This is a genomic window from Sinomonas albida (assembly GCF_004919045.1).
Taxonomy (GTDB): Bacteria; Actinomycetota; Actinomycetes; order Actinomycetales; family Micrococcaceae; genus Sinomonas; species Sinomonas albida.
In genome coordinates this window covers 162,977-183,353 of sequence record NZ_SWDW01000003.1, presented here as the reverse complement: position 1 = coordinate 183,353, position 20,377 = coordinate 162,977, and the positions used below count along the sequence as shown (strand labels likewise).

Genomic DNA, 20,377 nt, shown 5'->3' with positions numbered 1-20,377 from the left:
GTTCCCCGCGCCGTATTGTCTTGTGCCGCGTTGTTCTTGCGCCGTGCGCTCCGTGCTCTCCGCGCGATCGCGAGCAACTATCGCGAGCAACTATCGCGGGCATCTGGCGCCTCGGTCGACGTCCGCATCACATGCCACCCGTGGTCCGCCGCGCCGCACTAGACTGGTTCGCGAACCTATCCACCGCACAGGGGAGACCCATGGCCGAGATCACGCGCGACGACGTTGCGCACCTTGCGCAGCTCGCGCGCATCGAGATGAGCCCAGAGGAACTGGACAGGATGGCGGGCGAGCTCGCTCACATCGTCGACGCCGTCAAGTCGGTGAGCGAGGCCGCGGGCCCCGATGTCCCGGCCACCTCGCATCCGATCGCGCTCAGCAACGTCTTCCGCGAGGACACCGTGGGCCACGTGCTCACGCCCGCCGAGGCGCTGTCTGGCGCCCCCGACGCCGAGGAGCACCGCTTCAGGGTCCCGGCCATCCTGGACGAGGAGTGAGCGCCCCCATGAACGAGCTGATCACCAGCACGGCCGCGCAGCTGGCCGCGAAGCTGTCCGCCAAGGAGGTCTCCTCCGAGGAGGTCACCCAGGCTCACCTCGACCGCATTGGCGACGTCGACGGGCAGGTCCACGCGTTCCTGCACGTCAACACCGAGGAGGCACTCACTGTCGCCCGCGAGGTCGACGCGATCCGCGCCGCGGGCGGGGAGGACGCCGCGGGGCTCCACCCGATGGCCGGCGTGCCGATTGCCATCAAGGACCTCATCGTCACGGTAGGCCAGCCGACGACGGCCGGCTCCCGCATCCTCGAGGGCTGGATGAGCCCCTACGACGCGACCGTCATCAAGAAGATCCGCGCCGCGAAGCTCCCGATCCTCGGGAAGACCAACCTCGACGAGTTCGCGATGGGCTCCTCGACCGAGCACTCGGCATTCGGCCCGACGCGCAACCCGTGGGACCTCGACCGGATTCCCGGTGGCTCGGGAGGCGGCTCCGCTGCCGCCGTCGCTGCCTTCGAGGCGCCGCTCGCGCTCGGCACGGACACCGGCGGATCCATCCGCCAGCCCGGCGCCGTGACCGGAACCGTCGGGGTCAAGCCGACCTACGGCGCCGTCTCCCGGTACGGCGCGATTGCGATGGCGTCCAGCCTCGACCAGATCGGCCCGGTGTCGCGCTCGGTGCTCGACGCCGCGCTGCTCCAGGAGCTTGTGGGCGGCCACGACCCCTTCGATTCGACGTCCCTCACGGACTCGTTCGACACGCTCGCCGCCGCGGCCCGCAGCGGCAGTGTCGAGGGGCTGCGCATCGGCATCGTCAAGGAACTCGGCGGCGAGGGCTTCCAGCCCGGCGTCGAGGCGAGGTTCCGCGACGCGGTCGAGCTGCTGCGCGGTGCCGGCGCACAGATCGTCGAGGTCTCGTGCCCCAACTTCAAGTACGCGCTCGGCGCGTACTACCTCATCATGCCCTCCGAGGTTTCCTCCAACCTCGCGAAGTTCGACGGCGTCCGCTACGGACTTCGCGTCCTCCCGCAGGACGGCCCGCTCACCATCGAGCGCGTCATGGGCGCGACGCGCGCGGCCGGGTTCGGCGCGGAGGCCAAGCGCCGCATCATCCTCGGCACGTACGCGCTCTCGGCCGGCTACTACGACGCGTACTACGGCTCGGCGCAGAAAGTCCGCACGCTCATCCAGCGCGACTTCGACGCCGCGTTCGCGCAGGCCGATCTGCTCATTTCGCCGACCGCGCCGACCACGGCCTTCAAGCTGGGCGAGAAGCTCGACGACCCGCTGGCCATGTACCTCAACGACGTCGCGACGATCCCGGCGAACCTCGCCGGCGTCCCCGGACTCTCGCTCCCGGGCGGCTTGGCGGACGAGGACGGCCTGCCCGTCGGGATCCAGCTCCTCGCCCCGGCCCGCGAGGACGCACGCCTCTACCGCGTGGGAGCGGCGCTGGAGTCCCTGCTTGAGGCTCAGTGGGGTGGCCCCCTGCTCGCCAAAGCTCCGGTCCTCGGGACCGAGAAGACCGGAGGTGTGAAGTAAATGGCTGATGCAACCCTGACCTTCGACGAGGCCATGGAGCAATTCGACCCGGTCCTCGGCTTCGAGGTCCACGTGGAGCTCAACACGAAGACCAAGATGTTCTCCTCGGCTCCGAACGCCTTCGGCGACGATCCGAACACGAACGTCAACGAGGTCGACCTCGGCCTGCCCGGCGTGCTCCCAGTGGTGAACAAGGCCGCGGTCGAATCGTCGATCAAGATCGGCCTTGCCCTCAACTGCGAGATCGCCGAGTCGTGCCGCTTCGCGCGGAAGAACTACTTCTACCCGGACACACCGAAGAACTTCCAGACCTCGCAGTACGACGAGCCCATCGCGCACGATGGCTGGATCGACATCGAGCTGGAGGACGGCGAGGTGTTCCGCGTCGAGATCGAGCGCGCGCATATGGAGGAGGACGCGGGCAAGCTCACGCATCTGGGCGGCGCGGCTGGCCGCATCCAGGGCGCCGAGTATTCGCTCGTCGACTACAACCGCGCGGGCGTCCCGCTCGTCGAGATTGTCACGAAGCCGATCGTCGGCGCCGGCCGCCGCGCGCCCGAGCTGGCCCGCGCGTACGTCGCCGCGATCCGTGAGATCGTCAAGAACCTCGGGGTCTCCGACGCCCGCATGGAGCGCGGCAACGTCCGTTGCGACGCCAACGTCTCGCTCATGCCGAAGGGCGCCACGAAGTTCGGCATCCGCTCGGAGACGAAGAACGTCAACTCGCTGCGGTCCGTCGAGCACGCCGTGCGCTTCGAGATCCAGCGCCACGCGGCCGTCCTCGCGGCGGGGGCGAAGGTCACCCAGGAGACGCGCCACTGGCATGAGGACACGCGGACGACGACGGCGGGCCGCCCCAAGAGCGACGCTGACGACTACCGCTACTTCCCCGAGCCGGACCTGGTCCCGATCCACGCGAGCCGCGAGTGGGTCGAGTCGCTGCGAGCCCAGCTCCCCGAGCCGCCCGCCGAGCGCCGCAAGCGCCTCAAGACGGCGTGGGGCTATTCCGACCCTGAGTTCCGTGACGTGGTCAACGCAGGCGTCATGGACGCCATCGAGGAGACGATCTCCGCGGGCGCCTCGGCGGCCGCCGCCCGCAAGTGGTGGATGGGCGAGATCGTCGGACGCGCGAAGGTCGCCGACGTCGACCCGGCCGAGCTCGGCGTGAGTGCCGCAGCCATCGTCGAGCTGAACGGCCTCGTGGAGGGCGGCAAGCTCAACAACAAGATGGCGGGGCAGGTCCTCGACGGTGTCATCGCCGGCGAGGGTACGCCGACGCAGGTCATGGAGGCGCGCGGGCTCGTGCTCGTGTCCGACGACGGCCCCCTCCTCGAGGCGATCGACGCGGCCCTCGCGGCCCAGCCAGACGTCGCCGACAAGATCCGCGCCGGCAAGGTCCAGGCCGTCGGCGCGATCGTCGGCGGGGTCATGAAGGCCACGCGCGGCCAGGCCGACGCGGGCCGCGTGAAGGAGCTCATCCTCGAGCGGCTGGGCGTCAGCGCGTAGCGATCGTCGCGCGCCGTCCCCAGCACAGCCGCAAGCCGCCGGGTCCAGACCTTCTGGGCCCGGCGGCGCGCCTTTAAGCTGGGCGCCATGGGCTCACCGATCAGTCTCCACGCCACCGTCCTGGGCGCCCCGGATCCGCAGCGGCTTGCTCGCTTCTACGCCAACCTCCTCGGGTGGGAGCTCGGCGACGACGAGCGGGAGTGGGCCACGGTCGTCAACCCGGGCGGCGGGCCGAAGCTGTCCTTCCAGCTCGAGGAGGACTTCCAGCGGCCCGTGTGGCCCGAGCAGCCGGGCCGGCAGCAGATGATGATGCACCTCGATCTCAAGGTGGCTGACCTTCAGAAGGCCGCCGCGCACGCCAAAGAGTGCGGTGCCACGCGGGCCGAGCACCAGCCGCAGGAGGATGTCATCGTGTTCTTCGACCCCGCGGGCCACCCGTTCTGCCTCTTCGAGAACTGACCGGACCGCTTCGGGAATCGACTCGACCCGGGCCAGCCCGCGTCTTTGCCGAATCTGTGAATCTGCCACCGACTGCCTGAGGATCCGCCCATGGACCGGCGTGTCGCGGGATGATGGGAGCATGAGCAACTCCTATCCACCTGTTCCCCCGACTCCGCCGACGTCGCAGCTCCCGCCGCGCCGCCACGTGCGCCGCGGACTCGTGGTGGGCGCCGTCGTCGTCGGCCTTGCCGGTGTAGGGAGCGCCGCCGCCTTGGCGGCCAACGCCACCAACTCGCCGTCGCCCACTCCGAGCGCGAGCGCGAGTGCCCACCCGGGCAAGCACCTCGCAAAGCCGGGCGCGGGCCAGGTCGGCGCTGAGACCCTGCACGGCCAGATGACCGTCAAGAAGGCTGACGGCACGATCCAGACCGTCTTCGTGCAGCGCGGCACGGTCACCGACGTGAGCGACACGAAGGTCACGGTCAAGAGCGACGACGGATTCACCCAGAGCTACACGCTCAACAGCTCGACCCAATTCTCGTCGCAGGATCAGCCCAAGGGCGCGGCCATCAAGTCCGGCGACCTTGCCAAGGGCGACACGATCATGGTTCGCGCCGTTCAGTCCGGCAGCGACTACGTGGCGCAGCAGGTCAAGAAGGGTCCGTTCCCCGGCAAGGAGATGCGCCAGGGCTTCGGGCAGCATCGCGAGAGCGGCCAGGGCACCGAATCCCCGAGTACCCAGTCGCCGGGTACCCAGTCGTCCAAGCCGTCCGCGCCGTCGACGACGAAGCCTTCGCCCTCGCCGTCGAGCACGTCCTAGCCTGCGGCCAATCCCTCGGCTGACGCGCGGGCCCGCGACTCTGCCTCCACGACGATTTCGGCGACGAGCCCATGCAGGGCGTCCGTGACCGCGCGCACCGAGTGCCGTCGCGCGTTCTCGGGCCTGATCAGAAGGTCGATGCTGCGTCGCGTCGCGATGCCCTCGAGCGGGCGCAGCACGACGCCGGGCGGCAGGCCGATCGCAGCGGTGTAGCGGGGGAGCAGCCCGAGGACGCCTCCGCCCGCCACGACCGCGGCGACCGTCGAGTAGTCGTTGATGCGGTGCGCGACCTCGGGTGCGTGGCTGGCTACTGCGCCGATCGCCGCGAGCACATCCGCGGGCGAATAGCCCTGGCGGCTCGAGACCCATGCCTCGCCGGCGACATCGCCAGCGGTCAGGGACGGTCGGGCCGCGAGCGGATGGCCCGTAGGGAGGGCGACGTCGAAGGGCTCCTTCACGAGCGGGACCACGACGAGCCGGTCGAGGGGCCATTCCTCGCTGTGCGCCATGCGGTGGGCGAGCACGACGTCGTAGCGCGCCGTGAGCGCGGGGAAGCCGTGCTGGGGCACGTCCTCGTCGGCCAACCTCAGGCGAGGTGCGGCGACGTCGTTCGTTCCTGCCGCGAGGCGCGCGGCGAGCCGCCCGAACAGGGCTTGGCCCGCGGAGTGGAAGGCGCTCACCGAGACCGTCCCCGCCGCGTCCTCGTGGTAGGTGCCGATGGCCGCGCGCGCATCGGCCATGGCGCGGACGACGGCGCCGCCCGCCTCCGCGAGCACCTTGCCTGCGTCGGTGAGGACGAGCGAGCGGCCCTCCTTGCGGGTGAGCGGCACGCCCGCGCTGCGGGTCAGGAGCGCGAGCTGCTGCGACACGGCCGACGGAGTGACGAGCAGTTCCTCGGCGACCGCCTTGACGCTCCCCAGCTCCCCGAGCTCGCGGAGAATCTGCAGTTGCCGAACATCCATAAGTGAATCCTAAACTGTTGGCCTCGACACTCTCTGTTCTGCTAATTTTTTGAGGCCCTGACTCGCGCTTTCCCCGTGTTCTGGGCTCACGGGTCGGCGCGTGACTCGGCCTGCTCGACGAGGCCCACCGTCGCGAGGGCCAGCGCAATCACGACCCATGCCCACACGGCGAGCTCTGTCGGCATGTGGATGCCACTCGCAGACGTGAAGACCGCCCCGCTGAGCCCCGCCACCATGAAGAGAACGGCGCCGATTCGAGGCCGAGGCCTCAGGGTGGCGGTGGCGAGGAGGGACATCAGGGCGATCCCAGCGGTCGTCCACGCCACCCATGGGTACTTTCCGGGGAACGGGATGGAGATCGCGAGGCATCCGCAGCAGAGCAAGCCTGCACAGATCGCGCCGGGCAGACGAAACTTCGAGTAGTACATCCGGAGCCCCCTAGGACGGACGGCGCCGACCCCTGCGGCGCCCGCAACCTCAACGATATCCCTGCGCGTGACACTGAGCCGCGGTGGCACTGAGGCGTCCGTAGCGTAAGGCATGCTAAACCGTCGCTTGAGACACCTGCTGTTGTTCTAAGCCGTCGGCTGGCCTTGAATGGCCTCATGAAAGCCCTCTTCAAGGCCGGTCCCCAGCCCGGCTTCGAGCTCGTCGAGCGCCCGGAGCCGCAGGCAGGCCCTGCCGACGTCAAGATCCGCGTCCTCGCGACCGGCATCTGCGGCACCGACCTCCACATCCAGTCATGGGACGCGACGGCGCAGTCCATGATCAATCTCCCGCTCGTCCCCGGCCACGAGTTCTACGGCGAGGTCGTCGAGGTGGGCAGCGAGGTCCGCGTGGTCAAGGTCGGCGACCGCGTCTCCGGCGAGGGCCATATCGTGTGCGGGATGTGCCGAAACTGCCGTGCCGGCCGCCGCCAGATGTGCATCAACGTCTCAAGCGTCGGGGTGCAGCGCGACGGTGCGTTCGCCGAGTACGTCGTGATCCCTGAGACGAACGTGTGGGTCCATCACGATCCGTCGATCACGCCCGAGCTTGGCGCGATCTTCGACCCGTTCGGCAATGCCGTCCACACGGCCCTGAGCTTTCCGCTCGTGGGCGAGGACGTTCTCATCACCGGCGCGGGGCCGATCGGACTCATGGCCATCTCGGTGGCCCGGCACGCCGGCGCCCGCAAGATCGCCATCACGGACGTGTCCGCTCCGCGGCTCGAGCTCGCCCGCGGTATGGGCGTGGACCTCGCGGTCGACGTCTCGAGCATGAGCGTTCGCGAGGCTCAGCGTGAGCTCGGAATGCGCGAGGGCTTCGACGTGGGCTTTGAGATGTCCGGCCACCCTTCGGCGCTCCCCGAGATGATCGAGAACATGAACCACGGCGGCCGCATCGCGATGCTTGGCCTGCCCGCCCAGCCGATCCAGGTCGACTGGGGCAAGATCGTCACCCACATGCTCACGCTCAAGGGAATCTACGGCCGCGAGATGTTCGAGACGTGGTACGCCATGAGCGCCATGCTCTCGTCCGACCCGGTCCTGCACCGCAACGTCGCCGCGGTGGTGACCGACGTCCTCCCGGCCTCCCGCTGGGAGGAGGGCTTCGCCGTCGCCCGCTCTGGCCGGGGCGGCAAAGTGGTGCTGGACTGGTCGGGCGTTTAGGGCAGAAGCGGAAGTTCAGGGAAGAGGAGAAGGGCAGACACATGTTCGCAGGCGTCAAGGAGCAGCTCGCGGCTGAGCTCGCGGAGATCCGAGCGGCAGGGACGTTCAAGGAGGAGCGGCACATCGACTCGCCGCAGTCGTCCCATATCCAGGCCGGCCCGCTCGACGCCCCCGCGGGGGAGGTGCTCAACTTCTGCGCGAACAACTACCTGGGCCTCGCGGATCACCCGGAGCTCATCGCCGCAGCGAAGCACGCGCTGGACGAGCGCGGCTTCGGCATGGCGTCCGTGCGCTTCATCTGCGGAACCCAGGATTCGCACCTCGCGCTCGAGCGCCGCGTGTCCGAGTTCCTCGGGACCGAGGAGACGATCCTGTTCTCGAGCTGCTTCGATGCGAACGGCGGGGTGTTCGAGGCCCTGCTCGGGCCCGACGACGCCGTGATCTCCGACGCCCTCAACCACGCATCGATCATCGACGGCATCCGCCTCTCCAAGGCGGCGCGCTTCCGCTACGCTAACCGCGACATGGGCGAGCTTGAGGCTCGCCTGCGCGAGTCGGCCGCCATGAACGACGGCGTGGGCGCCCGGCGGACGCTCATCGTCACCGACGGCGTGTTCTCCATGGACGGCTACCTCGCGCCGCTCAGGGAGATCTGCGACCTCGCCGAGCGCTACGGGGCGATGGTCATGGTGGACGATTCCCACGCAGTCGGCTTCATGGGCGCGACGGGCGCGGGAACGCCCGAGCACGCCGGAGTCTCCGACCGCATCGACATCTACACCGGCACGTTCGGCAAGGCGCTCGGCGGCGCGTCAGGCGGCTACGTCTCGGGTCGGGCCGAGATCGTCGCGATCCTGCGCCAGAAGGCGCGCCCCTATCTGTTCTCCAACTCCGTGGCGCCTGCGATTGTTGCCGCGACGCTGCGGGCACTCGACCTCGTGGCCGGCTCGGGCGAGCTGCGCGAGCGGCTCTTCGAGAACGCCGCCCACTTCCGGCGGCGCATGAGCGAGGAGGGCTTCGAGCTCCTCCCCGGCGAGCACGCGATCGTCCCGGTCATGTTCGGCGACGCCGCACTCGCGGGCCGGATTGCCGCGGAGATGCTCGCCCACGGCGTCTATGTCACGGCCTTCTCCTACCCGGTGGTGCCGAAGGGCCGGGCCCGGATCCGCGTCCAGCTCTCCGCGGCGCACACTGCGGACGACGTCGAGACCGCCGTGCGGGCGTTCGTCGCCGCGCGCGCAACGGAGGTCGGGTAGGGCCCGTCCGGGCGGCGCCGACCGCTCGGGTCACGGAACTCCAAGCACCACCGCGAGGACGCTGAGCAGGAAAGTCCCTGCAATCACAACCGCGGGGGCGAGCCCTTCTAGCTGGCGGCGCGCCGTGGTCTTTGCGCCGACCTCTCGGGCCCGGAGGAGCACGAGTTCGAATTCGGGGTCGTCGAGCGGTTCGCGCTGTTCGTCTAGTACAGCCATGGGACGAGCCTCCAACGCACGGCGCCGCAGTAGTCGCTGAAGTCGGTGCCGAATTCCTCCCGGAGGAGGCGCTCTTCTCCGGCGATCCGCAGGACACAGAACACCGCCACGGGTGCCACGAAGACAAGCGCCACCGGGCCCGCGGCGGTGAGCGCCATGCCGGAGAGGGCCAGCAGGATGCCTCCGTAGCCCGGGTGGCGCACCAAGGCGTATGGGCCTCTCGTCACGAGGTAGTGGTCCGATGACTGGCGCTGGGGCGTGAGCCGGTAGCGGCTCCTCAGGGTCATCATCGCGACGAGTCGGACCGCCACGCCGCCGAGCGCCACGGCGAAACCGGCTCCGACGATCGCGGGCAGCGGCCTCGCGATCATCGGAGCGAGAAGGAGCGGTGCTGCGAGGCTCAGGACGGTGGCGGCCTTCATCACGTGATCCATGGCCACGGCCTCCGCCGGCGCCTCGCGGCTCCCTCGGGCAGCGAACACGAGCTCGGTGACGGCCAGGAGCACCGCAGGTATGACCCATGCCAGGACGTCAAGCACGGCGGCCTCGCACGAAGGCTCGCACTTGGTACGCCGTCGCCGCGATCGTCACCAGCACTGGGACGACTACGAGGAGCAGGAGGCCCCATTGCGGGCGGACGCCGAACCTGTTGCCGTGGCGGAAACCCTCGAAGAGCGGGGCTCCGAGGAACTGCTGAAGAAACGTCGCGTCCTGTGTCGCCCCCCGCGCCGCCTCACTCGCCGTGACAAAGGCAATCGCTCCTACCGCGAGTGCGCCGACCCAGACCAGGACCGATGCGACGCCGTACCACGTCCAGGCCCTCACGTTCTTGTCCATCATGTTTGTCCCCCTTGGTTGCCTTCTCCTGCTTTCGAAACGTCGAATGCTGCCCACCGGTGCCGCTCGACCGCGACTGCTGTCCCTGCGCAGAGCACGAGGGTGCCTAGGCTGAGCGTCAGCGCGAGCCACGGCGAGGTTGAGCTGACCTCGACCGTGAACGCGCTGGCGGTTCCGGCAGCTGCGACGGTGGCCACCGAGGCGAGCAGCTGGCCCGGGGCGTTGTCGAGCGGCAACGGGAAAAGCCACCCGGAAAGGGCGCTAACCGCGAAAGCCGATGCCCCCGCCGCGGCCCACGTCCCCCACGCCGTCGCGGGCGGGAGTCCGATCCAGAGCGCCGCCGCGACCACTGGCGCATACAGTGCGGAGAACCAGAGCAAGCCGATGCCGAGTTGGCGCGCGACCCACGGCACGCTGTCGAGATTGATGAGCTGCTGAGGCGGTCGTCGCACCGGAAACTGCGATCGTTGCTGCCGCACGACCGAACCCACGAGGCACGCCGCGACGATCAGGATGGGAGCCAGGAGGGGTTGCCGCATGGGGGCGGGAACGGCCGCGAGCAGGATGCACAGCCCGACGACGAGCACCTCCGCCGCGACGGCGTTGGCCACGAGCGTGGCGTTGCGGGTCGAGTAGACGAGTTCGCCCAGTGTGAGGGACGGCCGGCCGCCCTTCCAGCTCCAGCCGATCCGCCGTCGCCGGCCGGTCAGCTGACCGGCCAGCGACCACGGAACAAGGAAGCCGACCACCAGAAGGCCCCCGAGTGCCGCGATCGCCGCGGCCCACGGCTCGATCGTCCCACCGAAACCAGCCTGCCGCACCACGGGCGGAAGCCCGAGGGCGAGGTCGCCTGGGGAGGAGTAGGCGGATTTTGACTGGGCGAAACTCCGCCAGATCGCGGTGGCTGCCACGGCCGCCCAGGCGAGCATCGACAGGGGATACCGCACTGAATTCCACGTGGAGTCCCGGAGCGCTACGGCGACCCCGGACAGGATGAGCCCCGCTGTCCCGGCGCCTGCGGCGAGCGCGGCGACGATGAGCGCCACGGCCGCAGAGGGCGGGTACCGGGCTGAGATGAGCGCCGTCGCGGCGGGCGTGACGGCCAATCCCAGTAGGATTAGCGCGGTTGTCAGGACCGGGATCCATTCGAGCAGCACGGCTCCGGTCTTCGAGAACGGGAGGGTCGCGAGCACGCCGCGAATGCTTCCGGAGGAGTCTCGGGCGGACACTGAGAGAAGAATGATGCTGCCGCCTGCGAGGTAGACCATGATGGCCGCGAGGGGCGGGACGAACGCACTGAGGGCTTCGGTTGCCGCCGTCTGGCGGCGCGCCTCAGCGATGGCGAGCCACTCGATCAGACAGACGACGGCGCCGGTCGCCGCAGCGCGGGCGGCGCGAGACCGAGCCGTGGCCATCCCGCCGAAGACGCGTCGATACGCGAGGCGGAGGGTCGGAAGGACAAGACTCATGGGCGAGATGCCTCGCGGTGGATTCGGAGCGCCTCGACGATGGCGGGCTCGAGACCGCCGGAGCCCCCGAGGTCGGCCACCGCCCGGTCCAGCACGATGGCCCCTGCGTGGAGCACCACGAGCTGGTCCGCGATCCGAGACGTCAGGTCCAGATCATGGCTTGAGGCGAGCACGGTCGCGCCGTCGTCGACCAAGTCACGGAGCAGGCTCTCCAAGGCGCGCGCGGCAATGAAGTCGAGGCCGATGAACGGCTCGTCGAGAATCACGAGATCCGGTTCGGCGAGGAGGGCCCCGATGATCTGGGCCTTCCGGGTGGTTCCAAGGCTCAGCGCGCCGAGCGGACTCGCTTGGCCGAGGGGGAAGTCGAGCCGATCCGCCAGGAACTCCGCCCGTTCCATGGCGCCGTCCAAGCGTTCGCGGCGGGCCTGCTCATGTGCGATCCGGCAATAGCGCCAGTACTCGAGGGCCGTGAACTCGGGGAGGACGTCCTTGGGCGAGTCGCTCACGTAGCCGATGAGGGACAGGAGGGCAGGACTTCGTTCGGGGATCGGAAGCCCGTCCCACTGGGCGCCCCCGCCGTCGAGCTTCTGGAGTCCGAGGATGCTGCGCAGGAGCGTGCTCTTGCCGGAGCCGTTGGTCCCCACGAGCGTCGCGAACTCTCCCGTGCGAACGGTCGCCGTCACGGGGCCGAGCGCGAAGCCAGGATAGGAAGCCCGGAGGTTCCGGATCTCAAGCACGGGCAGGCTCCTTCCTGAGGATCCTTCTGAGCGACGCGGCGATGGTCCGCCCGTCGCGGGCCAGCGGCGTGAGGCAGACGAGTTGGAATGCGGCGAGGGCCGCGACACCGGCGAATGCGGACAGCCGAAGCTGATCGATTCCGGCGGTTGCCCAGATGGTGCCGGGGCCGAGGACGATTGCCGCCATGACCGCGAGATCGAGCGCGAGCGCCGCGAGCGGTCCGGCGGCCGCGACGGCAAGCCGGCGCGGCTCCGACGCCGTCGTGTAGGAGATTCCCATTCCGGACGGACGGCAATACACGCCGTAGACCGTGCATTTGCCGAGGCGCGCGGCCACGAGATGGGCGGATTCATGCGCGAACATATTCGCGAGGAGCAGCGCGAAATATCCGGACATGAGAAGACAGGCTGTGCGGACGCCCACGCCCCGGGCGGACTCGGTGGGCGCGAGGACGAGGGCGAGCCCTGCCGCCGCGACCGCGAGCGCGACTCCGATCCATGCGGTGGCCTGATGGGCTTCGAGGCCTGCCCTCGCGAGACCCGTGAAGGTCCCGGGATAGCGGCGCAGGGATCGGCGCACGGCGCTCGGCGGGAGGGCGCCGGCGGTGAGGGCGGTGAAGGCGCGGCGCGGCCACTCGGCGAGCCGCGCGGCGCGTTCGGCCGAGAATGATTCGCTCACCGAGAGGAGTCCTCGGGAGGAGAGGTCCTCAACGAACTCCCAGACCGGGCCGGCGAGGCTGCTCGGAGACACCTCCCGCAGGCGCGCGAGGCCGTCGATGACCGTGCGGACGTCGGCAGGCCCCGCGAACACGGCGCACAACGACGCCCCGTCCGGATCGAGTTCGTACACCTGCCCGTCGACGTCCTCGAGCCTGGTTCCACTCAGGCGGACACCGGGTGCCAGGGACACCACGGCATTCCGCCGGACGTCCCCGGCACCCGGCAGCGTGGCCATGGTCAGCAGCCAGATCCCCAGTAGTTGCGGACGGCGTGCAGGCAGGCGTCGAACGAGCGTGCCTGGCACACTCCGCAGATGTAGGCGACGACGCCGAGGCCGACGCCTGCGATGCCGGCGACCGCGCCAATGATGGCCCAGTCGGCGTGTTCCTCGGTCCGTCCTCCGGCGCTCAGCAGGCGCGGAGCGAAGGACGCGGTCGGTGAGATTGCTTGAGCAGTCATGGATACCCCAATGGTGTGAGTTGGTGTGGCTCGCCCCGAGCCACAGGGCGATCCTTGCGCCTCGGCGAGGCGCTTGTCAAGCAGTACTTACCATAGATGGAAATCTTAGGCGCACTTGTTTGGTCGTTGTGGAAAGGTTCTTAGGCGCCGCCGTTTTCACCGCGGGACGGCCCAGAAGGCGCGCGGTATCGTGGCCGCATGGCCACTACGGACAGCACCCACGACGTCGACGTCCTCATCGTGGGAGGCGGCATCGCCGGCCTGTCGCTCGCCTCCGAACTTGCCGGGAAGTGTCGCGTTGCACTCGTCGAGGCGGAACAGAGCCTCGCCTACCACACGTCCTCGCGCTCGGCCCAGCAGCTCATCCCGAGCTACGGTCCCGCGCCGGTCCAGGAGCTCACGCGGCGCACCTTGGCCACGCTCCGCGACGCCGTGGACGACGCCGGGCGGCGGCTTGCCTGGCCGAGCCGCTTCATGCTCGTGGGCACCGCGGCGGACGTCGCGGCGGAGGCGCACGCCGGCATGGGGCGCCTCGCGCCCGACGAGGCGCGCGGTCTCGCGCCCGTGCTCCGTGAGGGCGCGTTCGAGGCGGCCGCGCTCGACACGGACTCGGTGCGCACCGATGCGCTCGCGCTCGTCGCTGACCACGAGGCGAAGGCCCGTGCGGGGGGCGTCGCCATCCACGTGGGCAGCCCAGTCCACACAGCTCAGCGGGTGGGCGCGGGGTGGCTCGTAGGCGCCGGGGCCGAGGGCTTCCATGCCGCGAACGTCGTCAACGCAGCGGGCGCGTGGGCCGATGACGTCGCGATCCTGTTCGGGGTGGAGCGCCTGGGTCTCCAGCCGTTCCGCCGTACGGCCGCGCTCGTCTCGCTCGCCGAGCCGCTTGACCCGGACATGCCCATGATCGCCGCGGCGGACGACTCCTGGTACTTCCGTCCCGACGAGGCCGGGGCCCTCGTTTCGCCGTCCGAGACCGAACCGAGCCGCGCCGAGGACGCGATTCCGCGGCCCGGCGACGTCGAGCGAACGGTCGAGCTCATCCGCCGGGTCGCGGATCTCCCCGTGACCGGGATCGTCCGGGCGTGGACCGGGCTCCGCACCTCGCCCGCGGACGGACTGCCGCTGCTGGGATTCGATCCCGAAGCGCCCGGGTTCTTCTGGCTCGCCGGGCAGGGCGGCTACGGCTTCCAGACGTCCGCGGCCATGGCGGAGGACGCAGCAGGCCAACTCCTGGCCGGGTCCGAGGCCCTGCGTACAGGCGCCCGTCCGGTATCCGAGACGGAGCGCGCGCTCGATCCCCACCGATTGTCGGTGCGCCGATAGAGGATTGCTCAATGAGCACCACGACCCTCCTCATCGACAACATCGGCGAGCTCTCGACCCAGGACTGGGGCGATGGAAGTCCAGAGGCCGCAGCGGCGAGCGTGCTCCGCGATGCCGCAGTCGTGCTCGACGGCGAGCGGATCGCGTGGGTAGGGCCGTCGTCATCCGCGCCAGCCGCGGACGCGCGGTATGACGCCGCGGGCCGCGCCGCGCTGCCGGGCTGGGTCGACTCGCACAGCCACCTCGTGTTCGCCGGCGATCGGACGGCTGAGTTCGAGGCGCGCATGGCCGGACAGGCCTACGCGGCGGGCGGCATCGGCGTGACGACGGCGGCCACGCGGGCGGCGTCCGACGGCGAGCTGCGGCGCCTGCTGGCCTCGCGCGTCGCGGAGGCCGCGGCCGGAGGGACCACGTATCTCGAGACGAAGACCGGCTACGGGCTCGATGTCGAGAACGAGCGCAGGAGCGCGGGGCTCGCCGCCGAGGCGGTCGACGAGGTGACCTATCTCGGGGCTCACCTCGTGCCGGCGGGAGCCGACGCCGAGGAGTACACGGACCTCGTGTGCCGCGAGATGCTGGCCGCAGTGCGGCCCTATGTCCGCTGGGCGGATGTCTTCTGCGAGCGAGGCGCGTTCACGGAGGAACAGTCCCGCCGCGTGCTGCTCGCGTGCCGCGACGCGGGCCTCGGGCTGCGCGTGCACGGGAACCAGCTCGGTCCGGGGCCCGGCGTCCGGCTCGCGGCCGAGGTCGGGGCGGCGAGCGTGGACCATGTGAACTTCCTCGACGATGCGGATGTCGAGGCGCTCGCCGGGACGTGGTCCGGGTGGACAGGACCGAGCGCGGAGTCCGAGGTCGGCACGGTTGCGACGGTGCTTCCGGCCTGCGACCTCTCGACCCGTGCGCCTCTCGCCCCCGCGCGGAGGCTCCTCGACGCGGGCGTCCAGCTTGCGATCGCGTCGAACTGCAATCCGGGCACGAGCTACACGAGCTCCGTCGCGTTCTGCGTGACGACGGCGGTGCTGCAGATGGGCCTGAGCGTCCAGGAGGCCGTGCGCGCGGCGACGTTCGGGGGCGCTCTGGCCCTGCGCCGGCACGTCGGGCGGGACGAGGACGGGCAGCGAGCGGTGGGGTCGATCGCCGTCGGCCATCGCGCCGACGTGCAGCTGCTCGACGCGCCCTCGGCGACCCACCTCGCCTATAGGCCCGGCATGCCGCTCACCCACGCCGTGTGGCGCGCTGGGAAGCAGGTGCGCTAGCCCGGAGGGCCCAGCCCGGAGGGGCCTGGGATCCTAGAGGCGTTCGGAGAGCGTCGAAAGCACCGTGTCCGTCGGGGTCCGCTCGGACCATTGGCTGAACGGGCGGTCGAGCTCGTACCGGCCGTCGTCCTGCAGCAGGAGCCGGTGGACACCTGCACTCTCGGGATTGTTGAGGGACTCGAAGTACTCGACGGTCCAGTGGAACCAGCGCATGCAGAAGAGTCGCATCGTGAGGCCATGCGTCACGAGGAGCGTGTTCGGGGCGTGCCCAGGCTTGTCCCAGTGCCGGTGGAGCGTCTCGAGGAAGCTCGAGACGCGGTCATAGACGTCGCTTCCGGATTCGCCCTCGCGGAAACGGAAGAAGAAATGGCCGTAGGTGTCACGAAGCCGCTTCTGCTGCTCGATCTCCTCGGGAATCTGGTAGTTCGCCCAGTCCTGCTCGCGGAGCCTCGGCTCCTCGATGACCCGTTCGGTCAGGTCCTCGATCCCCATCGCCTCGAGGCTCTGATACGCCCGCAGATACGGCGAGACGTAGACCCGGACCCGCTGGCCGTCGAGCTGCTCGCGGACGAGCCGGCCGGCCTCCCGAGCCTGCTCGATGCCGAGATCGGTGAGCGGGATGCGGTAGTCGGGTACGCGTTCGTAGATGCTCGTATCCAGATTCGCGGCCGACTGGCCGTGCCGGACCATGATGATCTGCCGCGGCGCGCTCATAGCACCCCAGCGTAAGGCAGGATTGTTGCATGCCTGATGCCGTCGCCGTCGTCCGCTCGGCCTCCCGCACGCGCTGGCGTGCCCAGCTCCTCATCGTCCTGGGGCTGTCGCTGGGGCAGTCGGCGGTCTACTCCGTGGTGCAGCTGCTCGACAAGGCGACGCAGGCGCCGCTCGCTCAGGGGAAGTCGACGCTCAACGCGACGCTCAACTCGCGCGAGTACTTCGACCTCACGTATCAGCTGCTCGACATCGGGTTCTCGCTCGTTCCCGTGGCCCTCGCGCTGTACTTCGTATGGGAGTCCGTGGGCCGCCGCGGGTGGCGCGCCCCATTTGCTCGCCTCGGCTTGGACTTCCGCCGTCCCGGCCGCGACGCCCTCTACGGCGTCGGCCTCTTCCTCGCCATGGGGATCCCGTCGCTCGGGCTGTACTGGGCGGGCCGGATGCTGGGCATCACGACGTCGATCATCCCCAGCGGTCTCGACAAGTACTGGTGGACCGTGCCGGTGCTCATCCTCTCGGCGATCCGGCATGCTCTTCTCGAGGAGACGATCGTCGTCGGCTTCATGCTCGCGTGGCTGCGGCGCCTGGGCTGGAGCACGACGGCGGCGGTCGCCGCGAGCTCGATCCTGCGGGGGAGCTACCACCTGTATCAGGGCATCGGGCCGTTCGTGGGGAACGCCGTGATGGGCGTGGTCTTCTGCTGGGTGTACCGGCGGTACGGGCGGGTGATGCCGCTCGTGATCGCCCACGCGCTGCTCGACACGTTTGCGTTCGTGGGCTTCAGCCTCGTGGGCAGGGCCATCGGACTGGGGTAGGGGCCGGGACCCAGCAGTGGGGTGGCGGAGGCCCCGCAACGTTGCGGGGCCTCCGCCCAGGCTCAGATCGTGACGAGGCTGTTCCCCGTGTTGAACGTGACGGACATGATGCCGGGCGTGCCCTTGGGGGCCACCCACTCGACCTCGACGTCCTCGAGCGGCTGCTCGACCGGCTCCCCGAGCCACTCGGTCACGCGCTCGGCCGAGCCGGCGATGGTGAGCTTCGTGACCGAGACCGTGGCGGCGTACGCGTTGGACGGGTGAAGCGTCGGATCGCCCTCCCACTTGAGCATGTACGGAACCTGGGGATCGGCGATGAGGCCCAGGATGCCGATCTGCTTCCAGACGAGCTCGCGGCCGTCGGGGAACTTGCGGTTGCCGGGGACGGCCTTGCGGCCCAGGCGCTCCTCGAACGGAACCAGGTCGTCGACCTCGACGCACCAGCCCATCCAGCCGCCGCCTGCGGCGGAGCGGGCCCGCACCGCCTGTCCGAAGGGCGCCTTGTCCGACGCCGGGTGATCCAGGACCTCGACGACCTCGAGGTAGTGGTGCGCAGTGAGCGGGATGATCATATTGCGGGTACCGAACCGAGGGTGGACCCCGCCCTTGACCGCCTCGACCCCCAGTGCGCTGGCAATACGTTCCGTCGTGGCCGCCAGGCCATCAGGTTCGCAGGCATAAGAAACATGGTCCATACGCATGCAGTCATCTTGGCACTTTGAGATGTGGGTCTCAGCTTAGGTTAACCTAACTTGTGCGGGGCTGCCGGGAGGGTGACCTCCATAGTGGTACCTCCGGCGCCAGTTTCCGCGATCCGCACGGATCCGCCGTTGCGGACGGCAATCTCACGCACGAGCGCGAGCCCGATCCCGTAGCTCCGCCGCGCCGCAAGCGTCGCGGTCTCAGATCGTGCGAAGCGCTCGAAGACCCGTTCTGGGGCGGGGCCCTCGATTCCGGGGCCTGTGTCAGCCACGGTGAGCACCGCCGTCGTGCCCCGGCCCACGCCCGCCGCGGAGTGCACGCCGACGGTGACCCGCCCGCCCTCCGGCGTGTACTTGAGCGCGTTGTCGAGGAGCGCCACGATGACGCGCCTGAGGGGCGCGGGCGCCACGGGGACGGCGACGGGTCCTGGGCCCACCTCGCGCTCGAGCGAGATCTTCCGCTTGGCCGCGAGGACGGCGAAGTCGTTGACCACCTCGTCCGCGAGGCCCGCGAGGTCCGTCGGTGTTTCCGGCGTGTCCGGGCCCTGCCCCGCGATGCTGCCGAGGAGATCCTCGATGACGGCGGCGAGCGAGGCGGAATCGCTGCGCAGCTCCGCGAGCACGGGAGCGGCCTCGCTGCCGGGCCCGAGACGCTTCTGGGCGAGCTGGATGCGGGTGTCCAGGACAGCGAGCGGAGTCCGGAGCTCGTGGCTCGCGTCCTGGACGAACCGGCGCTGGAGCGCGAGGGCCTCGCCGAGGGGCTTGACGGCCCGGCGGGCACTCAGCATCCCCACGAGCCCTCCGAGAACGATGCCCGCGACGCCGCCCACCACGAGGATCCCGAGGACGTCCACGGCGTCGAGGACCACCTGCGGCTCGGAGCGTTCGAGGTGGGCGAGCACCTCCTGGGGCTGCGACTTGGCCCAGAGGTACAGCCCGGCGGCGCCGAGCAGGAGAACGACGACGACGGCGATCGCCCCCGCGATCTGCAGGCCCACCCTGAGTGCCGCGCGGCGGAGCGCGGCCTCGTCGGAGTTCCGGGGCAGACGGCGGCGCGCGGTCATCACGCGAGCCCCCCGAGCTGGTAGCCCACGCCGTGGACGGTCCTGATCACCGACTTGTCCGTCTTCTTCCGGAGGTAGTGCACATACGTGTCGACCGCGCCCGGGGTATCCCCGGCGTCGAACGCGAGGGCCAGGAGCTCGGAGCGCGAGAACACGCGCGCGGGCTCGCGCGCGAAGACGGCAAGGAGCGCCGACTCCGTGCCCGACAGGTCCACCCGGTTCCCGTAGGGGGAGGACAGGATGCGCGAGACCGGGTCGAGTTCCCAGTCTCCGACCGGGAGGCGACCGCGCTCGGGTGGCGCGTAGCTGCGGGTCATGGCCCGGAGGCGGGCCGCGAGTTCTTCGGCGTCGAACGGCTTGACGAGGTAGTCGTCCGCCCCGGCGTCGAGGCCCTCCACCTTGTCCGGCACGGTCCCGAGCGCGGTCAGCATCAGGACGGGGGTGGCGAGGCCTTTGGCGCGGAGCGACTTGACGAGGAGGACCCCGTCGAGACGGGGCAGGCCCCGGTCCACGACGAGCGCGTCCCATTCCTGTGCAAGGGCGAGCTCAAGCCCCTCGCGCCCGTCGGCGGTGAGGGTCACGGCGAAGTCCGTTCCCAGCAGCTCGGCCACGAGCGGGCCAAGCTGCCGGTCGTCCTCGACGAGGAGCACGCGGGGTCGGAGGTCCATGGCTGCCATTGTGTCAAGGGAGCGGCTGAGCGAGGGGCTCCTTGATCAGTCGGCGGAGTTTTCGGCGTACGCCTCGACGGGCTCGGCCGCGGCGCGGGCAGCCTCGGCCTCGCGCGCCTTCTTGGCCTTGCGGCGGTGGCGCAGGGCCTCGATGCCGATCGGGACGACGGAAGCGGCGACGATGAGCACCGAGAGCACGTCGATGTTCTTCTTGATGAAGTCGACGTGGCCCAGCCAGACGCCGAGCAGCGTCACGGAGACGGCCCACGCGACGGCGCCGATCACGTTCCAGCCGATGAAGCGGCGGTACGGATAGCGGGCCATGCCCGCCACGAGCGGAACGTACGTGCGCACGATCGGCACGAACCGCGCGAGGACGAGCGCCCGCCCGCCGTAGCGGCCGAAGAACGATTCTGCGCTCTCAAGGTGGCTCAGCTTGAGGATCTTCGCGTCCTCACGGAACCAGCGCTTGCCCACGGCCCGGCCGATCAGGTATCCGGCCTGGTCGCCCGCGACGGCGGCGACCATGACCACGAGGATGAGCACGGGCAGGGAGATCCCGAGCTGGGCGTGGAGGAGGCCGACGGTGAAGAGGAGCGAATCGCCCGGCAGGAACGGGAACAGGAGCCCGGATTCGATGAAGACGATGAGGCCCACGACGCCGAGGACCCAGGGTCCGGCGTCGACGAGCAGGGCGGTCGGATCAAGCATGGGAGTGTC

The 20,377-nt window shown here is 69.9% G+C and carries 24 protein-coding genes; 10 read left to right on the top strand and 14 right to left on the bottom strand.

Annotated features, from left to right (window positions below; translation table 11 throughout):
* The first annotated feature begins 200 nt into the window (after nucleotides 1-200).
* The 5 genes from gatC to E6A26_RS04380 all read left to right on the top strand — a co-directional run bounded on the left by gatC (nucleotide 201) and on the right by E6A26_RS04380 (nucleotide 4,808).
* A complete protein-coding gene (gene gatC / locus E6A26_RS04400) occupies nucleotides 201-497 on the top strand; it encodes an Asp-tRNA(Asn)/Glu-tRNA(Gln) amidotransferase subunit GatC (RefSeq protein ID WP_136609973.1) in 297 nt (98 codons plus the stop codon).
* 8 nt (nucleotides 498-505) lie between these two features.
* Nucleotides 506-2,041 carry an Asp-tRNA(Asn)/Glu-tRNA(Gln) amidotransferase subunit GatA gene (gene gatA, locus E6A26_RS04395; protein WP_211128944.1) on the top strand — a complete coding sequence of 512 codons (1,536 nt, stop codon included), beginning with the start codon at nucleotides 506-508 and terminating at the stop codon, nucleotides 2,039-2,041.
* Nucleotides 2,042-3,547 carry an Asp-tRNA(Asn)/Glu-tRNA(Gln) amidotransferase subunit GatB gene (gene gatB / locus E6A26_RS04390; RefSeq protein WP_136609971.1) on the top strand — a complete coding sequence of 502 codons (1,506 nt, stop codon included), beginning with the start codon at nucleotides 2,042-2,044 and terminating at the stop codon, nucleotides 3,545-3,547.
* A gap of 87 nt (nucleotides 3,548-3,634) precedes the next feature.
* Nucleotides 3,635-4,006 (top strand): VOC family protein, encoded by a 372-nt coding sequence (locus E6A26_RS04385; protein WP_136609970.1) that lies wholly within the window; start codon nucleotides 3,635-3,637, stop codon nucleotides 4,004-4,006.
* 121 nt (nucleotides 4,007-4,127) lie between these two features.
* Nucleotides 4,128-4,808: a DUF5666 domain-containing protein gene (locus E6A26_RS04380; RefSeq protein ID WP_136609969.1), complete on the top strand. Its 681-nt coding sequence runs from the start codon at nucleotides 4,128-4,130 to the stop codon at nucleotides 4,806-4,808.
* Here the strand turns inward: E6A26_RS04380 and E6A26_RS04375 are convergent.
* Nucleotides 4,805-5,770, bottom strand: coding sequence for a LysR family transcriptional regulator (locus E6A26_RS04375; RefSeq protein WP_136609968.1), 966 nt, complete (start codon nucleotides 5,768-5,770; stop codon nucleotides 4,805-4,807). The two genes, E6A26_RS04380 and E6A26_RS04375, sit on opposite strands and share 4 nt — an antisense overlap.
* Before the next feature lie 86 nt (nucleotides 5,771-5,856).
* A complete protein-coding gene (locus E6A26_RS04370) occupies nucleotides 5,857-6,066 on the bottom strand; it encodes a hypothetical protein (protein ID WP_168928664.1) in 210 nt (69 codons plus the stop codon).
* Nucleotides 6,067-6,375: 309 nt separating this feature from the next.
* Here E6A26_RS04370 and tdh point away from each other — a divergent pair, with 309 nt between their 5' ends.
* Nucleotides 6,376-7,422 carry an L-threonine 3-dehydrogenase gene (tdh, locus tag E6A26_RS04365; RefSeq protein WP_136609966.1) on the top strand — a complete coding sequence of 349 codons (1,047 nt, stop codon included), beginning with the start codon at nucleotides 6,376-6,378 and terminating at the stop codon, nucleotides 7,420-7,422.
* A 41-nt stretch (nucleotides 7,423-7,463) separates the two neighbouring features.
* Nucleotides 7,464-8,678, top strand: a complete 1,215-nt coding sequence (locus E6A26_RS04360) for a glycine C-acetyltransferase (RefSeq protein ID WP_136609965.1) — start codon at nucleotides 7,464-7,466, stop codon at nucleotides 8,676-8,678.
* 30 nt (nucleotides 8,679-8,708) lie between these two features.
* Here E6A26_RS04360 and E6A26_RS04355 read toward each other — a convergent pair whose 3' ends face one another.
* The 7 genes from E6A26_RS04355 to E6A26_RS04325 are packed head-to-tail and all read right to left on the bottom strand — an operon-like array spanning nucleotide 8,709 to nucleotide 13,116.
* Nucleotides 8,709-8,894 (bottom strand): hypothetical protein, encoded by a 186-nt coding sequence (locus E6A26_RS04355; RefSeq protein WP_136609964.1) that lies wholly within the window; start codon nucleotides 8,892-8,894, stop codon nucleotides 8,709-8,711.
* Nucleotides 8,882-9,433, bottom strand: a complete 552-nt coding sequence (locus E6A26_RS04350; protein WP_136609963.1) for a methyltransferase family protein — start codon at nucleotides 9,431-9,433, stop codon at nucleotides 8,882-8,884. Before E6A26_RS04350 ends, E6A26_RS04355 begins: the two co-directional genes overlap by 13 nt.
* A complete protein-coding gene (locus tag E6A26_RS04345) occupies nucleotides 9,426-9,734 on the bottom strand; it encodes a transcriptional regulator (protein WP_136609962.1) in 309 nt (102 codons plus the stop codon). Before E6A26_RS04345 ends, E6A26_RS04350 begins: the two co-directional genes overlap by 8 nt.
* Complete coding sequence (locus tag E6A26_RS04340; protein WP_136609961.1) at nucleotides 9,731-11,200, bottom strand: hypothetical protein; 1,470 nt, start codon at nucleotides 11,198-11,200, stop codon at nucleotides 9,731-9,733. The genes E6A26_RS04345 and E6A26_RS04340 overlap by 4 nt, the downstream gene beginning before the upstream one ends.
* Nucleotides 11,197-11,937 carry an ATP-binding cassette domain-containing protein gene (locus E6A26_RS04335; RefSeq protein WP_234865020.1) on the bottom strand — a complete coding sequence of 247 codons (741 nt, stop codon included), beginning with the start codon at nucleotides 11,935-11,937 and terminating at the stop codon, nucleotides 11,197-11,199. The genes E6A26_RS04340 and E6A26_RS04335 overlap by 4 nt, the downstream gene beginning before the upstream one ends.
* Nucleotides 11,930-12,892, bottom strand: a complete 963-nt coding sequence (locus tag E6A26_RS04330) for a PqqD family protein (protein WP_136609960.1) — start codon at nucleotides 12,890-12,892, stop codon at nucleotides 11,930-11,932. Before E6A26_RS04330 ends, E6A26_RS04335 begins: the two co-directional genes overlap by 8 nt.
* Nucleotides 12,893-12,894: 2 nt before the next feature.
* On the bottom strand, nucleotides 12,895-13,116 hold the full coding sequence (locus tag E6A26_RS04325; RefSeq protein WP_136609959.1) for a hypothetical protein: 222 nt from the start codon (nucleotides 13,114-13,116) through the stop codon (nucleotides 12,895-12,897).
* A gap of 198 nt (nucleotides 13,117-13,314) precedes the next feature.
* Here E6A26_RS04325 and E6A26_RS04320 point away from each other — a divergent pair, with 198 nt between their 5' ends.
* Both E6A26_RS04320 and E6A26_RS04315 read left to right on the top strand, forming a co-directional pair.
* Nucleotides 13,315-14,439 carry an NAD(P)/FAD-dependent oxidoreductase gene (locus tag E6A26_RS04320; protein ID WP_136609958.1) on the top strand — a complete coding sequence of 375 codons (1,125 nt, stop codon included), beginning with the start codon at nucleotides 13,315-13,317 and terminating at the stop codon, nucleotides 14,437-14,439.
* Nucleotides 14,440-14,450: 11 nt separating this feature from the next.
* Nucleotides 14,451-15,695 carry an amidohydrolase family protein gene (locus tag E6A26_RS04315; protein ID WP_136609957.1) on the top strand — a complete coding sequence of 415 codons (1,245 nt, stop codon included), beginning with the start codon at nucleotides 14,451-14,453 and terminating at the stop codon, nucleotides 15,693-15,695.
* Between the two features lie 33 nt (nucleotides 15,696-15,728).
* Here the strand turns inward: E6A26_RS04315 and E6A26_RS04310 are convergent, their stop codons facing one another.
* The gene (locus E6A26_RS04310) at nucleotides 15,729-16,409 is read right to left on the bottom strand and encodes a histidine phosphatase family protein (RefSeq protein WP_136609956.1); all 681 of its coding nucleotides are present in this window, start codon (nucleotides 16,407-16,409) and stop codon (nucleotides 15,729-15,731) included.
* 29 nt (nucleotides 16,410-16,438) lie between these two features.
* Here E6A26_RS04310 and E6A26_RS04305 point away from each other — a divergent pair, with 29 nt between their 5' ends.
* Nucleotides 16,439-17,224 (top strand): CPBP family intramembrane glutamic endopeptidase, encoded by a 786-nt coding sequence (locus tag E6A26_RS04305; RefSeq protein WP_136609955.1) that lies wholly within the window; start codon nucleotides 16,439-16,441, stop codon nucleotides 17,222-17,224.
* 62 nt (nucleotides 17,225-17,286) lie between these two features.
* Here E6A26_RS04305 and E6A26_RS04300 read toward each other — a convergent pair whose 3' ends face one another.
* From E6A26_RS04300 to E6A26_RS04285, 4 genes are read right to left on the bottom strand one after another with little or no spacing between them, the layout of a single operon-like run.
* Nucleotides 17,287-17,925 (bottom strand): VOC family protein, encoded by a 639-nt coding sequence (locus E6A26_RS04300; RefSeq protein WP_136609954.1) that lies wholly within the window; start codon nucleotides 17,923-17,925, stop codon nucleotides 17,287-17,289.
* A 41-nt stretch (nucleotides 17,926-17,966) separates the two neighbouring features.
* On the bottom strand, nucleotides 17,967-18,989 hold the full coding sequence (locus E6A26_RS04295; RefSeq protein ID WP_136609953.1) for a sensor histidine kinase: 1,023 nt from the start codon (nucleotides 18,987-18,989) through the stop codon (nucleotides 17,967-17,969).
* Nucleotides 18,989-19,657, bottom strand: a complete 669-nt coding sequence (locus E6A26_RS04290) for a response regulator transcription factor (RefSeq protein ID WP_327407385.1) — start codon at nucleotides 19,655-19,657, stop codon at nucleotides 18,989-18,991. Before E6A26_RS04290 ends, E6A26_RS04295 begins: the two co-directional genes overlap by 1 nt.
* 45 nt (nucleotides 19,658-19,702) lie before the next feature.
* The gene (locus E6A26_RS04285; RefSeq protein WP_136609951.1) at nucleotides 19,703-20,368 is read right to left on the bottom strand and encodes a VTT domain-containing protein; all 666 of its coding nucleotides are present in this window, start codon (nucleotides 20,366-20,368) and stop codon (nucleotides 19,703-19,705) included.
* Between the last annotated feature and the right edge of the window lie 9 nt (nucleotides 20,369-20,377).